At 66.4% G+C, this 14,943-nt stretch carries 8 protein-coding genes; 6 read left to right on the plus strand and 2 right to left on the minus strand.

The genetic code is table 11. The features are described from left to right. Positions 1-164: 164 nt before the first annotated feature. Positions 165-5,027 carry an NAD-glutamate dehydrogenase gene (locus E8F12_RS19545; RefSeq protein ID WP_280326856.1) on the minus strand — a complete coding sequence of 1,621 codons (4,863 nt, stop codon included), beginning with the start codon at positions 5,025-5,027 and terminating at the stop codon, positions 165-167. A 446-nt stretch (positions 5,028-5,473) separates the two neighbouring features. Here E8F12_RS19545 and E8F12_RS19550 point away from each other — a divergent pair, with 446 nt between their 5' ends. The 6 genes from E8F12_RS19550 to E8F12_RS19575 all read left to right on the plus strand — a co-directional run bounded on the left by E8F12_RS19550 (position 5,474) and on the right by E8F12_RS19575 (position 12,289). Further along, positions 5,474-6,433, plus strand: coding sequence for a MoxR family ATPase (locus tag E8F12_RS19550; RefSeq protein ID WP_280326857.1), 960 nt, complete (start codon positions 5,474-5,476; stop codon positions 6,431-6,433). Positions 6,434-6,555: 122 nt separating this feature from the next. Then, the gene (locus E8F12_RS19555) at positions 6,556-7,434 is read left to right on the plus strand and encodes a DUF58 domain-containing protein (RefSeq protein ID WP_280327102.1); all 879 of its coding nucleotides are present in this window, start codon (positions 6,556-6,558) and stop codon (positions 7,432-7,434) included. Then, the gene (locus E8F12_RS19560) at positions 7,431-7,922 is read left to right on the plus strand and encodes a DUF4381 domain-containing protein (protein ID WP_280326858.1); all 492 of its coding nucleotides are present in this window, start codon (positions 7,431-7,433) and stop codon (positions 7,920-7,922) included. Before E8F12_RS19555 ends, E8F12_RS19560 begins: the two co-directional genes overlap by 4 nt. Beyond that, a complete protein-coding gene (locus E8F12_RS19565; protein WP_280326859.1) occupies positions 7,915-8,934 on the plus strand; it encodes a VWA domain-containing protein in 1,020 nt (339 codons plus the stop codon). The genes E8F12_RS19560 and E8F12_RS19565 overlap by 8 nt, the downstream gene beginning before the upstream one ends. Further along, the gene (locus E8F12_RS19570) at positions 8,931-10,646 is read left to right on the plus strand and encodes a VWA domain-containing protein (RefSeq protein WP_280326860.1); all 1,716 of its coding nucleotides are present in this window, start codon (positions 8,931-8,933) and stop codon (positions 10,644-10,646) included. The genes E8F12_RS19565 and E8F12_RS19570 overlap by 4 nt, the downstream gene beginning before the upstream one ends. Then, positions 10,646-12,289 (plus strand): BatD family protein, encoded by a 1,644-nt coding sequence (locus E8F12_RS19575; protein ID WP_280326861.1) that lies wholly within the window; start codon positions 10,646-10,648, stop codon positions 12,287-12,289. Before E8F12_RS19570 ends, E8F12_RS19575 begins: the two co-directional genes overlap by 1 nt. 260 nt (positions 12,290-12,549) lie before the next feature. Here the strand turns inward: E8F12_RS19575 and E8F12_RS19580 are convergent, their stop codons facing one another. Next, positions 12,550-14,925, minus strand: coding sequence for an RND family transporter (locus tag E8F12_RS19580; RefSeq protein WP_280326862.1), 2,376 nt, complete (start codon positions 14,923-14,925; stop codon positions 12,550-12,552). Positions 14,926-14,943: the final 18 nt, after the last annotated feature.

Here is a 14,943-nt window from a genome sequence, read left to right on the forward strand (position 1 = left end):
GCCCTTGCAAGTCCGAGCCAGGCAACGGCCTTCTCCCCCAGCCCCTCTCCCTGAAGGGAGAGGGGAGTTGGTCTTGCCACACCTGCGGGATCCACCCAAATGAACAAAAAAAGCCCCGCACAAGGCGGGGCTGAGAGCACTAAAAACTTACAGCGTCACGGGTATCAGGGAATGCACACCCCGTGCTGGCCGCTCTGGGCCAGGTCCATCAGCTCCCGGTTGGCCACGGCGTACATGGCGTAGTCGGTCGCGGTGGCGGCGCGCAGTTCGACCAGCATGGCCTTCCAGCGCTCCACCAGCGCACGGTGCTGGTCGAGCCAATAGGCCACGCGCTCATCGATTTCCACCGGACCGTCGTTCAATTGCAGGACGGATATGGTGATCGCCCGCTGCTGCCAGTCCAGATCGTCGCGAAAGGCTTCCCGCGCCAGGGCTTGCCAGTTGCTTTCCACCGGCAGGCTGGTGATCTGCTGCAAGTACCAGGACAGATCCAGCGCCCCGCCGACGGCGAAGTAGGCGGCGGCGACTTCGGCGGTGTCCTTGCCGGTGACGTCCGAGGCTTCGATGATCGGCAGCAGGGTGTAGAGGTGGCTGGTGCCAGCCACTACCCGGGCCAGGTCTTCCGGCGCGCCGGCTTCGACATAGGCCTGGAAGCGTGCCAGCCACTGCTCGCGGGACGGGCCTTCGAGCAGCTCGTCCAGGCGGCCGGCCAGGGCCTCCACGCGCGGCTGGAAGTGGGTAACGTCGCGGGCGGCGTCCTGGTCCTCGCGGCGGCTGCGCAGGAACCAGCGGGTCGCGCGGCGGCCCAGGCGCATCAGCTCATCCATCAGGGTCAGCTGCAGATCGGCGGGAACCTTGGAGTCCAGGGCCTCGATCTGCTTGAACCAGTGCGGCAGGCGGAATACATCGCGCACCACCACGTAGGCGCCGGCCACGTTGGCCGCGCTCATGCCGGTGGACTCCTTCAGGCGCTGCACGAAGGTGATGCCCATGTGGTTGACCAGGTCGTTGGCGATCTGGGTGCTGATGATTTCGCGCTTCAGGCGGTGGCGGCGCATGGCTTCGCCGAAGGTGTCTGTCAGGCGCGCCGGGAAGGCGGTTTCCATCTCCTGTGCCAGGTAGTCGTCGTCCGGCACCAGGGATTTAAGCAGCGATTCCTTGAGGTCGATCTTGCTGTAGGAGATCAGCACCGACAGCTCCGGACGGGTCAGGCCCTGGCCGCCCGAGATGCGCTCGTTGAGCTCCTCGTCCGAGGGCAGGAACTCGAGGCCGCGGTCCAGCTTGCCGGCCGTTTCCAGGGCGACGATCAGGCGCTTGTACTCGCCGATGCGTTCGCGAGCGCGGCGTTGCGCCAGGGACAGCGCCTGGGTCTGCTTGTAGTTGTTGCCCAGCACCAGGTTGCCGACGTCGTCGGTCATCTCGGCCAGCAGCTTGTTGCGCTGCTTGCCGGTCATGTCGCCGTTGGCCACGATCTCGTTGAGCAGAATCTTGATGTTGACCTCATGGTCCGAGCAGTCCACGCCGCCGGCGTTGTCGATGAAGTCGGTGTTGCTGGCACCGCCGTTGAGGCCGTACTCGACGCGTCCCAGCTGGGTCATGCCGAGGTTGCCGCCCTCACCCACCACCCTGGCGCGCAGTTCGCGGCCGTCGACACGCAGGGCGTCGTTGGCCTTGTCGCCGACGTCAGCGTGACTTTCGCTGCTGGCCTTGACGTAGGTGCCGATGCCGCCGTTCCAGAGCAGGTCCACCGGCGACTTTAGCAGGGCATTGAGCAGCTCGGTGGGGGTCAGCTTGTCGGCCTCGATCTCGAAGCGCTGCTGCATCTGCGGGCTGATGGCGATGCTCTTGGCGGCGCGCAGGAAGATACCGCCACCCTCGGAGATCAGCTTGCTGTCGTAGTCGGCCCAGGACGAGCGCGGCAGCTCGAACAGGCGCTTGCGCTCGACGAAGCTGGACGCCGAATCCGGGTTCGGGTCGATGAAGATGTGCATGTGGTTGAAGGCGGCCACCACCTGCAGTTTGTCCGACAGGAGCATGCCGTTGCCGAACACGTCGCCGGCCATGTCACCGATGCCGATCACCGTGACGTGATCCTTCTGCACGTCGATGCCGCGCTCGCGGAAGTGGCGCTGCACCGACACCCAGCCGCCCTTGGCGGTGATGCCCATGCCCTTGTGGTCGTAGCCGGCCGAACCACCGGAGGCAAAGGCGTCGCCCAGCCAGAAGCCGTACTCCAGGGCGATGCCATTGGCGATGTCGGAGAAAGTCGCGGTGCCCTTGTCGGCGGCCACTACCAGGTAGGGGTCGTCGGCGTCGTGGCGCACCACGTTGGCCGGCGGCACCACCTTGCCTTCCTTGAGGTTGTCGGTGACGTCCAGCAGGCCCGAGATGAAGATGCGGTAGCAGGCGATGGCCTCGTTCTGGATATCGTCACGGGATCCGCCCACCGGCAACCGGCGCGGGATGAAGCCACCCTTGGCGCCCATGGGCACGATGACGGCGTTCTTCACCTGCTGCGCCTTCACCAGGCCCAGCACTTCGGTGCGGAAGTCTTCCTCGCGGTCGGACCAGCGCAGGCCGCCCCGGGCCACGTCGCCGAAGCGCAGGTGCACGCCCTCGACGCGCGGCGAGTAGACGAAGATCTCGAACTTGGGCACCGGGCGCGGGATATCGGGAATCAGGCGCGGGCTCAGCTTGAAGCTGAAGTAGGACTTATTCTGGCCAGCCACGTCGGGCTGGTAGAAGTTGGTGCGCAGGGTCGCCTTGATCAGGTCCAGATAGCGACGCAGGATGCGGTCTTCGTTGAGCACGGCGACGTTGTCCAGCTCACCGAGGATGGCGTGTTCCAGCTTCTGCTGCTTGTCTTCCAGGTCGTCCGCCGCCAGCTTGCGCGCCAGGTAGAAGCGGGTCTTGAACAGACGTACCAGCTCCTTGGCGATGTTGGCGTGGTTCAGCAGCGTGCTGGCGATGTAGGACAGGTCGAAGCCCAGGCGGATCTGCTTCAGGTAGCGGGCATAGGCACGCAACAGGGCGACATCGCGCCAGGGCATGGCGGCAGTCAGCACCAGGCGGTTGAAGGCGTCGTTCTCGGCATGGCCACCGACGATGTGGACGAAGGCGTCCTGCAGGGTGTCGTTGAGCTGCTGCAGGTCGACTTCGTCGCCCAGGGCGCTGGTGAAGGCGAAGTCGTGGATCCAGTACTGACGACCGTCCTGGCGCGCCAGGCGGTAGGGGAACTCGCCCAGCACGCGCAGGCCGAGGTTCTCCAGGATCGGCAGGACGTCGGACAGGGCCAACGGGGTGTCGGCGTGGTACAGCTTGCAGTGCAGCTGCTGCTCACCCTGGGTCAGCGGCTGGTAGAAACTCATCACCAGCGGGCGCTCGTCGGACAGGCTGTGCAGGTGCTGCATGTCCACCACCGCCGAGTGGGGGGCGAAACGCTCGCGGTAGCCGGCCGGGAAGCCTTTCGGGAAATCGGCGAGCACGCGGGTGCCCTGCCCTTCGCCGAAGCTCTCGTTGACCAGGCTGGCGTAGTCGTCCTTCCAGGAACGGCAGGCCTGGATGACTTCCTTCTCCAGCAGCGCGATATCCACCGTCAGCTTGTTCTTCGGGTCCAGGCGCAGGATGAACTGCACGCGAGCCAGCACCGATTCGGAGAAGAAGGTCCAGAATTCGCAGTCGCTGGCCTGCAGGCGATCCATCAGGATCTGCTGGATCTTCAGGCGGGTCTCGGTGGAGTACACGTCACGCGGCACATAGGCCAGGGCATAGGCGAAGCGGCCGTACGGGTCGCGACGCAGGAACAGGCGGATCTTGTTGCGTTCCTGCATCTGCACGATGGACATCGCTGTGGAGAAGAGATCGTCCACCGGGGTCTGGAACAGGTCGTCGCGCGGCAGCACTTCCAGCACCTGGGTCAGTTCCTTGCCGAGGTGTGCCTTGGCGTCGAAACCGGAACGACGCTGGATCTCCGCCACCTTGCGGCGGATGTAGGGAATCCGCTCGACGCTTTCTGCGTACACGGCCGAGGTGTAGAGGCCCATGAAGCGGCACTCCCTGACCACGTTGCCCTTGGCGTCCAGCTCACGGATCGAGACGAAGTCCGGGTAGGCCGGTCGGTGAACGCGGCTCGGCTCGGCAGCCTTGGCGAAGGACAGCAGCATCGGCCCGCGCAGGTAGGCCAGGGCCTCCGACTCGATATGCAGGTCTGTCTTCTTCAGCCCGGCGCGGCGCAGCCTGGAAATGCCCAGCAGGGACTTCTCGTCATAGACCAGGTGGCCGCCACTGTTTTCTTCGGCCACGGTGAATTCTTCATAGCCGAGGAAGGTGAAGTGGTCGTCCAGCAGCCACTCCATGAACACTTTCACTTCGGCCAACTCTTCCTTGTCGACCTTGAGCTTGGCCTTGTCCAGCCAGGTCAGGAGTTCCTGGGCCTTGGCCTTCATCGGTTTGAAGTCTGCGACCGCGACGCGGACGTCGCCCAGCACTTCCAGCAGGGCCTTTTCCAGGGTCTTCATGGCGCCATTGTTGGCGCAGCGGTCGATCTCCAGGAACATCAGCGATTCCTGGCGCACATCCTTGCCCTGGCTGCCCTTGGACAGGACTTCCAGCAGCTCGCCCTTGGCATTGCGACGCACGCTGAGCACGTTGTTCTGCAGGGTGTGGATGCTGTAGCCGCGGCGGTTCAGCTCCATGCGCACCGAATCCACCAGGAAGGGGATGTCCGGGTGCAGCACTTCAACGGCCGTGTGAGTGGATTGCCAACCGTGCTTCTCATAATCGGGGTTGAATACCCGCACTTCCGGGCTGGCGGGGTCGAAGCGCTCCACAAGGCGCCAGGACGACAGGGTGCAGCCGACCAGGTCGGACAGGCGACGCTGGGTCAGTTCGTCGAGCGCGATGATGCCGAAGAATTGCTCGGCGAACAGGGTTACTTGTGGCAACGCCTTTTCGCTGACGTGCTGCGCCAGGGCCGCTTGCAGTTGATGCTGGAAGTCGGCTTTGCTGGCTGCCGTGAAGGACGTCATGGTTTTGCTCCGCTAGGCTCGTTTTGTTGGGGTTAAGCGTAGAACGCTTAATAAGCGGAGAGAGGGCCACAGGTCGATCCGGGCAGTGTGGCCCCGCTCCGGGTGAATGCCGGGGGACAACTGCGACCCGGCGGTCACCATTGCCGCGAAAGCTTAACGAGGGAGCGATACAGCGCGCTTACGGCGCTGCGACATATTCGTTCATGCAGCGGGCCCTGCCAGGCGGAGGAGCATGATGTCTGCGCCTGGCTCATCGCCGGGCTCGCTCCTACGGAAATCCGCGTCCGCCCGGCGCCCTGTGCAAGGCCCATGTAAACCCACCCCCATCACGGAACCAATGCCCAAATTCAGGCTCTTCTAGGCCGCCCGCCCTGGTCTGGATTAAAGTTATGCCCCACCACTGGAGCCTTAGACGGTCTCCCTTCTCCACCTCAACGAGCCCATCGATGGAACACCGTGAAGCGCTAGTCGCTCTTCGAAACTTCCTTTCCACCCAGATCCTCGGCCAGGAAAAACTCATCGACCGCCTGCTGATCGCCCTGCTCGCAGACGGCCACCTGCTGGTGGAAGGCGCGCCCGGCCTGGCCAAGACCAAGGCGATCAAGGACCTGGCGGACGGTGTGGAGGCGGAGTTCCACCGCATCCAGTTCACCCCGGACCTGCTCCCCGCCGACATCACCGGCACCGAAATCTACCGTCCGGAAAACGGCAGCTTCGTGTTCCAGCAGGGGCCGATCTTCCACAACCTGGTGCTGGCGGACGAGATCAACCGCGCGCCGGCCAAGGTGCAGTCCGCGCTGCTGGAGGCCATGGCCGAGCGTCAGGTGTCCATCGGCCGCTCCACCTACTCCCTGCCGCCACTGTTCCTGGTGATGGCGACCCAGAACCCCATCGAGCAGGAAGGCACCTACCCGCTGCCCGAAGCCCAGCTCGACCGTTTCCTGATGCACGTGCGCATCGGCTACCCGGACGCCTCGGTGGAACGCAAGATCCTCCAGCAGGCCCGCGGCGAGGCCCTGCACGGCGAAACCCGCGCCGAGCACCAGGTCAGCCAGCAGGCGATCTTCGCCGCGCGCAAGGAAATCCTCGGCCTTTACATGGCCGACGCGGTGGAGGAGTACCTGGTGCACCTGGTCATGGCCACCCGTACCCCCGCCAAGTTCGACAGCGAGCTGGCCGAGTGGCTGGCCTGGGGCGCCAGCCCGCGCGGCTCCATTGGCCTTGATCGCTGCGCGCGCGCCCATGCCTGGATGGCTGGCCGCGACTTCGTCAGCCCCGAGGACATCCAGGCGGTACTCTTCGACGTGCTGCGCCACCGCCTGATTCTATCCTTCGAGGCAGAAGCTGCCGGCATCGACCAGGACCGTGTGATCCAGCGCATCCTGGATGTGGTGGCGGTAGCCTGATGCGCCTGCGAGCGGCGGACTGGAAGTTCCGGGTCAGGAAGCGCCGTCCGGCGACCCCGGGCGCCGCTCCGCCCGCGCCCAGCGCGGCGGGCGTGCACGTCGACCTGGCCGAGCTGATCGACATGCGCCACCGGGTACGGGAGGTGCAACTGTTCTCCAGTCCGGCGCGGCGCAGTCCGCTGATCGGTCTGCACCACTCCAAGCTGCGCGGACGCGGTGTGGATTTCGATCAGGTGCGGATCTACCAACCCGGCGACGACGTGCGCACCATCGACTGGCGCGTCACGGCGCGCACCCAGGAGCCCCATACCAAGCTGTTCCACGAGGAGCGCGAGCGGCCGGTATTCATCATGGTCGAACAGAGCCAGCGCCTGTTCTTCGGCACCGGCCTGGTGTTCAAGTCGGTGCTCGCGGCCCAGGCCGCCAGCCTTCTTGGCTGGGCTGCCCTGGCGCACAACGACCGGGTCGGCGGCCTGGTGTTCAGCGATCAGGAACACCATGAAATCAAGCCACGGCGCAGCAAACAGAGCCTGCTGCAGCTGCTCAACCGGCTGGCCCGCGCCAACCAGGCCCTCGGCAGCCCGGCAGCGGTCCAGCGCGAAGGCTTCAGCCTGGCCCTGCGCCGTGCCCGCGAGGTGCTGCGCCCGGGCAGCCTGGTGGTGATCCTCTGCGACGAACGCACCCTGTCCGACACCGCCGAGCAGCAGATCGCCCTGCTCGCCCGGCATTCCGACCTGATCCTGATGCCCGTCTCCGACCCTCTGGACCACGCCCTGCCCGCGGCCGGCCTGCTGCGCTTCGCCGAGCAGGGCGCGCAGCTGGAGCTGGACACCCACGCCAGCGACCTGCGCCAGGCCTACCGCGAAATGGGCGAAGCCCGCACCGCGCGCTGGGAGCGCCTGGCGCAGAAACTCGGCGTACTGCTGCTGCCGCTCTCCACCCAGGAAGGCATGATCGAGCAACTGCGCGACTACCTGCTGCACAAGGGCAGCGCGCGATGAACCCGCTGGATGGGCTGGAACCGCTGATCGCTCCGGCGGCGATACCCTGGTGGCCGCCCGCCCCCGGCTGGTGGTGCCTGCCGCCCCTGCTCGCGCTGCTGGCCTGGGCCCTGTGGCGCTGGTGGCGCCAGGCCGGGCGCAAGGTCGCGGCCGAACCCGAGCAGCCCCTGGACCCACTGCGCCAGTCGGCCCTGGAAGAACTGGCACGCCTGCCCAAGCCCTATGACGGTGCACCGGCCGGCGCCTGGCTGCAGGAGCTCAACGGCCTGCTCAAGCGCCTCTGCCGCATGCACTATCCCGGCGATCACAGCCATACCCTCAGCGGCCGCGCCTGGCTGGCCTACCTGGACAACCGCTGCCCGGCCGCGGGCCTGACGCGCTGGATGATCCTGGTCGAAGGCGCCTACCGTCCGCTGTGCAAGCTGGACGACAAGGCGATCAACGGCCTCTACCAGTCCGTCGATACCTGGATCCGCAAACATGTTTGAGTTCGCCTGGCCCTGGTTTTTTCTGCTCGCCCCGCTGCCCTGGGTGCTGCGCCTGCTGCTGCCACCGGCCGATAGCGGCGAAGCGGCACTGCAGGTCAGTTTCCTCGCCGACCTCGAAAGCCTTGTGGGCCGCCGCGCCCGCGCCAATCTGCCGGCCTGGCGCCAGCAGGCGCCCTTCGCCCTGCTCTGGCTGCTGCTGCTCACGGCTGGCGCCCGCCCGGAATGGGTGGGCGAGCCGCAGCCGCTCCCCACCAGCGGACGCGACCTGCTGCTGGCGGTGGATGTGTCCGGCTCCATGGACTACGCCGACATGCAATGGGAAGACGAGGACGTCAGCCGCCTGACCCTGGTGAAACACCTGATGGGCGAGTTCATCGACGGCCGCCGCGGCGACCGCATCGGCCTCATCCTGTTCGGCAGCCAGGCCTACGTGCAGGCACCGCTGACGTTCGACCGGCAGACCGTGCGCACCTGGCTGGACGAAGCGCTGATCGGCATCGCCGGCAAGAACACCGCCATTGGCGATGCCATCGGCCTGGCGGTGAAGCGCCTGCGCCAACGCCCGGCCAACAGCCGGGTGCTGGTACTGGTCACCGACGGTGCCAACACCGGCGGCGAGATCGAACCCCTGACCGCCGCCCGCCTGGCTGCCGAGGAGCAGGTGAAGATCTATACCATCGGCATCGGCGCCGATCCGGAGCAGAGCGACGTGCTCGGCATCCTCGGCCTCAACCCAAGCATGGACCTGGACGAACCCACCCTCACCGCCATCGCCGAGCAGACCGGCGGCCGCTACTTCCGTGCCCGCAACAGCAAGGAGCTGGCGGCGATCGAAGAGGGCCTCGACCGCCTGGAGCCGGTGACCCAGCGCGCCAGCCAGGCGCGCCCGGCCTATTCCCTTTACAGCTGGCCCCTGGGCGGCGCCTTGCTGCTGAGCCTCCTCCTGGTCTGCCGCGTGCTCTGGCCCGACGCCTTGCAACAACGCCCGCAATGGCTGCGGAGGCGCACATGATCGCGCTCTGGCCCCACTGGCTGCGCCCGGCCTGGCTGCTCCTGCTGCCCCTGCTGGGCTGGCTGCTCTGGCAGCTCTGGCACCGCGAGCGTCGCAGCGGCCGCTGGGAGCAACTGCTGCCCCGTGCCTTCCAGCCCTGGCTGCTGAATGGCGGCAGCCGTCGCGGCAGCCGCCTGCCCTGGCTGGCCCTGGGCCTGGCCTGGCTGCTGTGCCTGCTGGCGCTGCTCGGGCCCAGCTGGCAATTGATGGAACAGAGCACCCAGAAACGCGCCGACCCGCTGGTGGTGCTGCTGGAACTGACGCCGTCCATGCTCGCCACCGACATCGCGCCGACCCGCCTGGAGCAGGCCAGGCGCAAGCTCCGCGACCTGCTCGACGCGCGCCGCGACGCGCAAACCGCCATCGTGGTCTACGCCGGCAGTGCTCACAGCGTGGTGCCGCTGTCCGACGACCTGATGACCAGCCTCAACCTGATCGACGCCCTCAAGCCCTCGATCATGCCGCAGCATGGCCAGCGCGCCGACCTGGCGGTGAGCAAGGCCCTCGCGCTGCTGGAACAGGGCGCCCAAGGCCAGGGACGGCTACTGCTGATCGCCAGCAGCCTGGACGAGCAGGAACAGGCCGGCATCCGCAAGGCCCTGGGCTCCCGGGGCGAGCGCCTGGCCATCCTCGGCATCGGCACCGCAGCCGGAGCTCCTATCGCCGAAGAGGATGGCGGCTTCCTCAAGGACGACCAGGGCGCCATCCTCCTGCCGAAACTCGACAGCGCCCAGCTGCGGCGCTTCGCGTCCAACCTGGGCGGGCGCTATGCCAGCGCCCGGCTGGACGACGGCGACCTGCGCAGCCTGCGCCTGCTGGACGGCCCCAGCAGCCTGCGGGCCAGCGGCGAGGTCGCCCGCTTTGCCGCCTGGGCCGACCAGGGACACTGGCTGCTCCTGCCCCTGCTGCTGATCGCTGCCTGCGCCGGCCGTCGGGGTTGGCTGTTCTGCCTACCCCTGCTTCTGGTGCTGCCGCGCCCCAGCCTGGCCCTGGAATTCGACGACCTCTGGCTGCGCCCCGACCAGCAAGGCCAGCGCCTGCTGGAGGCCCAGCGCCCGGCAGAAGCCGCGCAGCGCTTCAGCGACCCACGCTGGCAAGGCATGGCGCTCTACCAGGCCGGCGACTATGCGGAGGCTGCCGCCCGCTTCGCCCAGGGCGACAGCGCGACGGACCACTACAATCGCGGCAACGCCCTGGCCCGTGCCGGCGAACTGGAGGCGGCGATCGACGCCTACGACTCGGCCCTGGAGCGTCAGCCGGACCTGGCCGCCGCACAGAAGAACAAGGCACTGGTGGAGGAGCTGCTGCGCCAGCGCGAAGCCCAGGCCGGCAACCAGGCCCAGCAAACCGACCGCCAGCAGCAGGCTGGCCAGAGCGGCGAACAGGACGCCGCCCGGCAACAGGACGGCGAACAGAGCGCCAGCGAATCCACCCTGCAGCAGGGCAATGGCGAGGCCAAGCACTCGACGCCCACGCAGCAGGGAGCCGGCGGAACTGCCGAAGACGCCCTGGACGCGGATGCCACCCAGCCCCGGACAGCCAGCGCCGAACCCCTGGCCGACGAACGCCGCCAGGCCCTGGAACAATGGCTGCGGCAGATCCCGGATGACCCGGCCGAACTGCTGCGCCGCAAGTTCTGGTACGAACAGCAACAGCGCCAGGAAGAACAGTGATGACGCGCCTGCTCTGCACCCTCCTCCTCAGCCTGCTGGCGCTCTGCGCGCAGGCTGCCGGATTCACCGCCAACGTCGACCGAACCCGCCTGAGCGAAGGCGAGACCGTCGAACTGACCCTGGAGTCCTCGGACCCGACCCTGTTCGGCAAACCCGACCTGACCCCGCTCGAAGCCCAGTTCGAAGTGCTCGGAACGCGCCAGATCAACCAGTTGGGCACGCTGAACGGCCACAATGACCGCGCCACGCGCTGGATAATCACCCTGCGCCCCCGCCAGAGCGGTTTCGTCACCATCCCGGCACTGAAGCTGGGCGAAGTCCACAGCGCACCCATCACCCTGAACGTGCAGAAGGCCGAGAAGGCCGGCAGCGGCAACCTGGCGCCGGTGTTCATCGATGCCAGCCTCGACCAGGACAGCGTTTATGTGCAGGCTCAGGCCATCCTCACCCTGCGCATCTACCACTCGATCTCGCTCTACGACGACAGCAGCCTCAGCCCGCTGCAAATGGATGACGCCCGCGTCGAGCAACTGGGCGACCCACGCACCTACGAGAAGGAGATCAATGGCGTTCGGCACGGTGTGATCGAGGTGCGCTACGCGCTCTTCCCGCAGAAGAGCGGCCTACTGGACATTCCTCCGCAAGTGTTCAGCGCCACCCTGGTCGACCCCGGTAGCCAGGAAGGTTACCAGCCCTTCGGACCCAGGCCGGGCAAGCTCACGAGAGTGAACTCGCCGCGGATTCCCCTGACCGTCAAGCCCAAGCCCGCCGAATACCCGGCCGATGCACCCTGGCTGCCGGCGCGCAACCTCATCCTGACCGAGTCCTGGAGTCCCGATCCCAAGGGCGCACAGACCGGCGACTCGCTGACCCGCAGCCTGATGCTGCAGGTGGAGGGTCTCTCCAGCGCACAGATCCCGCCCCTGCCCGCGACCCAGGCCAAAGGCCTGCGCCGCTACCCCGACCAGCCGCAGGTGGCCAACAAGATCGACGAGCGAGGGCTGATCGGCAGCCGCGAAGATCGTGAGGCCCTGGTGCCCACCAGCAGCGGCCGCCTCGAACTGCCGGCAGTGGAAGTGACCTGGTGGAACACCCGGGACGACCGCCTGGAGCGCAGCGAACTGCCCGCCCGCACCTTGGAAGTGGCCAGCAACCCCGAACTGGAGGCCGGCACAGCGCCCGCCGATGCAGCAATGGCCGGCAACACGGGCGCCCAGGCCCGGCTCTGGCCCTGGCAACTGGCCTGCGCCCTGCTCGCCTGCACCACGGTCCTGGGCTTCGGCCTCTGGTGGCGCGCCCGCCGCCAGCCGGCCATCCTGCCCCCCGTCCAGGCCGGCCCGAGCCCGCGCACCCTGCTGGACGACCTGCGCCGCGCCTGCCAGTCCAATGATTCCCACGCCACCCGCCAGGCCCTCGACGCCTGGGCTCGCCAGCAGCCGGAAACCCTGGCCGACATGGCCGCGCGCTTCGTGCCCCTGTCCGATGCCATGGACGGCCTGAACGGCGCGCTTTACAGCGAGGCCGGCCAGCACTGGCAAGGCGATGACCTGTGGAAAGCCATCCGCGCCCTCCCCGCCCCGCAGGCGCGGGAGCAGGTGGCCAGCGGCGAACCCAGCCAGTTGCCGCCGCTCTATCCGCGGTAGACCCGCCCCCTCAGCAGCGCTATTCCTGTAGGGGCGAATTCATTCGCTAAGCAGGCCGCAGGACTGCCCTTCTGACTCAAAGCCGAACCCACTTACCCTCACCCTGAAGGGCGAGGGGTGACTCGCGCCGGCCGCTCCCTGCCCTGTAGGGGCGAATTCATTCGCCAAGCAGGCCCCAGGCCTGCCCTTCGTCCCCGGCAAAAAACCGCCCACAAAAAAACCGCGGCCTGGGCCGCGGTTTTTCATCCAGCTGAGAAGGCTCAGTGCGCCAACAGCGAACCACCGACCTTGCCCGCCAGTTTCTCGGGCTTGATCAGGAAGCGCGCCAGGGCCGGCAACAGCCACAGGGCACCGAACATGTTCCAGAGGAGCATGAAGGTCAGCATCAGGCCCATGTCGGCCTGGAACTTGATGGCCGAGAAGATCCAGGTCGCCACGCCAATGGCCAGGCAGAGGCCGGTGAAGAGCACGGCCTTGCCGGTTGACTTCAGGGTCTCGTAGTAGGCCTCCTGCAGCGGCAGGCCGGCACGCAGGAAGCTTTCCAGGCGGCTGTAGATATAGATGCCGTAGTCGACACCGATACCCACGCCCAGGGCGATCACCGGCAGGGTCGCCACTTTCACGCCGATGCCCAGCCAGGCCATCAGCGCGTTGCCCAGCACCGAAGTGAGGATCAGCGGCAGCACGATGCACAGCGTCGCGGCGATGGAGCGGAAGGTGATCAGGCACATCGCGGCAACGCAGATGTACACCAGAATCAGGATGGTCAGCTCGGCCTGGGCGATCACCTCGTTGGTGGCCGCTTCGATGCCGGCGTTGCCTGCTGCCAGGAGGAACTGCAGACCTTCCTTCTCGTGCTCCTTGGCGAACGCCTCGACTGCGGCCACGGCACGGGACAGGGTCTCGGCCTTGTGGTCGTTGAGGAACACCAGCACAGGTGCCAGGGAGCAATCGGAGTTGTACAGGCCTTCGGCACGGCTGATCGAGTTGTTCAGCACATCCTGGTTGCGGGACAGGGTTTCCCACTTCAGGTTGCCCTCGTTCATCCCTTTGATCACCTGCTTGGAGACGGTGACCATGGAGATGGCCGATTGCACGCCCGGAGTGTTCTCCATCTTCCACATCAGCTCGTCCACCGGCGCCAGAGCCTCATGGGTGGAGCAGCCTTCGGGGCCGGTCTTGACCATGACCACCAGTACGTCGGAGCTGGTGGAGTAGTTGTTGATGATGAAGTTGTTGTCCTGGTTGTAGCGCGAGTCCGGACGCAGCTCCGGGGCGCCCTGGTCGAGGTCGCCGATCTTCAGGTTCTGGCTGTACCAGAGGCCGCCGCCAAAGGCGATCAGGGCGATGACCACGGAGATGGGCGCCACCACCGGATGGGCGAAGTTGGACAGCAGGCGCCAGAACGGATGCTCGCGATTGGCGTCCTTCTTGCTGCGCTCGACGGCCTTTTTGCTGATGCCCACGTAGGAGATGGCCACCGGCAGCAGGATCAGGTTGGTGAAGACGATCACCGCCACGCCGATGGACGCACCGATGGCCAGCTCGCGGATCACGCCGATGTCGATGATCAGCAGGGTGATGAAGCCCACGGCGTCGGCGAGGATGGCGATCATGCCCGGCAGGAACAGCTGGCGGAAAGTGCGCCGCGCCGCGGTCAGGGCATTGTCGGCACCGCTGGATTGCAGGGCGATACCGTTGATCTTCTGCACGCCATGGGAGATGCCGATGGCGAAGATCAAGAAGGGCACCAGCATCGAGTAGGGATCGAGACCGAAGCCCACGCTGTGCATCAGGCCCAGCTGCCAGATCACCGCCACCAGGGTGGTGGAGAGCACGGCAATGGTGCTGCGGATGCACCAGGTGAACCAGTAGAGCAGCACCAGCGTGATGAGGAAGGCGATGCCAAAGAACAGCACCACCATGATCAGGCCGTCGATCAGGTCACCCACCTTCTTCGCGAAGCCCACCACATGGACCTTCACGTTGGGGTTCTGGGCCTGGTACTTGTCGCGGATCTTCTCTTCCAGCTCATGGGAGAACTGGCGGTAGTCGAGCTTCAGCAGCTTGCCCTGGTCTTTCGGATCCGGATAGGACTCCAGCAGCGGCACGTCGATGATGCTGGACTTGAAATTGTTCGCCACCAGGCGGCCGATCTGGCCGGACTTGAGCACGTTGTTGCGCAGCTCTTCCAGGCTGGTCGGGGAGCCGTCGTAGGTCTGCGGAATGACCTCGCCGCCGGCAAAGCCTTCTTCGGTCACTTCGGTCCAGCGAACGCTCGGGCTCCACAGGGACTTCAGGCCGGAACGGTCGACACCGGAGATGTAGAAGACCTCGTCATGGATCTGCCGCAGGGTCTCCATGTACTCCTTGGTAAAGATGTCGCCGTCGACCGCTTCCACCGAGATACGCACGGTGTTGCCCAGGTTGGCCAGGTCGTTGCGATGCTCGAGCATCTTCTGGATATAGGGATGATGCAGCGGGATCATCTTCTCGAAGCTGGTGGAGGGCCGCACTTGCAGGGCCTGCCAGAAGAGGAAGATGCTGACCAGCAGGCAGATGACGATCACCGCCGGCCGGTTGTTGAAGATCAGGCGTTCGAGGAACGTCGCCTTGTCCTGGTGATGGGTAGTCATCGAAACTCTCCGCCTTTC

Source organism: Pseudomonas sp. BN102 (assembly GCF_029871245.1).
Classification (GTDB): Bacteria; Pseudomonadota; Gammaproteobacteria; order Pseudomonadales; family Pseudomonadaceae; genus Metapseudomonas.

Excerpts from the sequence above, each read along its gene's own strand:
- E8F12_RS19545 (WP_280326856.1), bottom strand. The coding sequence starts at position 5,027 with ATGACGTCCTTCACGGCAGCCAGCAAAGCCGACTTCCAGCATCAACTG.
- E8F12_RS19570 (WP_280326860.1), top strand. The coding sequence starts at position 8,931 with ATGATCGCGCTCTGGCCCCACTGGCTGCGCCCGGCCTGGCTGCTCCTG.
- E8F12_RS19560 (WP_280326858.1), top strand. The coding sequence starts at position 7,431 with ATGAACCCGCTGGATGGGCTGGAACCGCTGATCGCTCCGGCGGCGATA.
- E8F12_RS19575 (WP_280326861.1), top strand. The coding sequence starts at position 10,646 with ATGACGCGCCTGCTCTGCACCCTCCTCCTCAGCCTGCTGGCGCTCTGC.
- E8F12_RS19580 (WP_280326862.1), bottom strand. The coding sequence starts at position 14,925 with ATGACTACCCATCACCAGGACAAGGCGACGTTCCTCGAACGCCTGATC.
- E8F12_RS19565 (WP_280326859.1), top strand. The coding sequence starts at position 7,915 with ATGTTTGAGTTCGCCTGGCCCTGGTTTTTTCTGCTCGCCCCGCTGCCC.
- E8F12_RS19550 (WP_280326857.1), top strand. The coding sequence starts at position 5,474 with ATGGAACACCGTGAAGCGCTAGTCGCTCTTCGAAACTTCCTTTCCACC.
- E8F12_RS19555 (WP_280327102.1), top strand. The coding sequence starts at position 6,556 with ATGCGCCACCGGGTACGGGAGGTGCAACTGTTCTCCAGTCCGGCGCGG.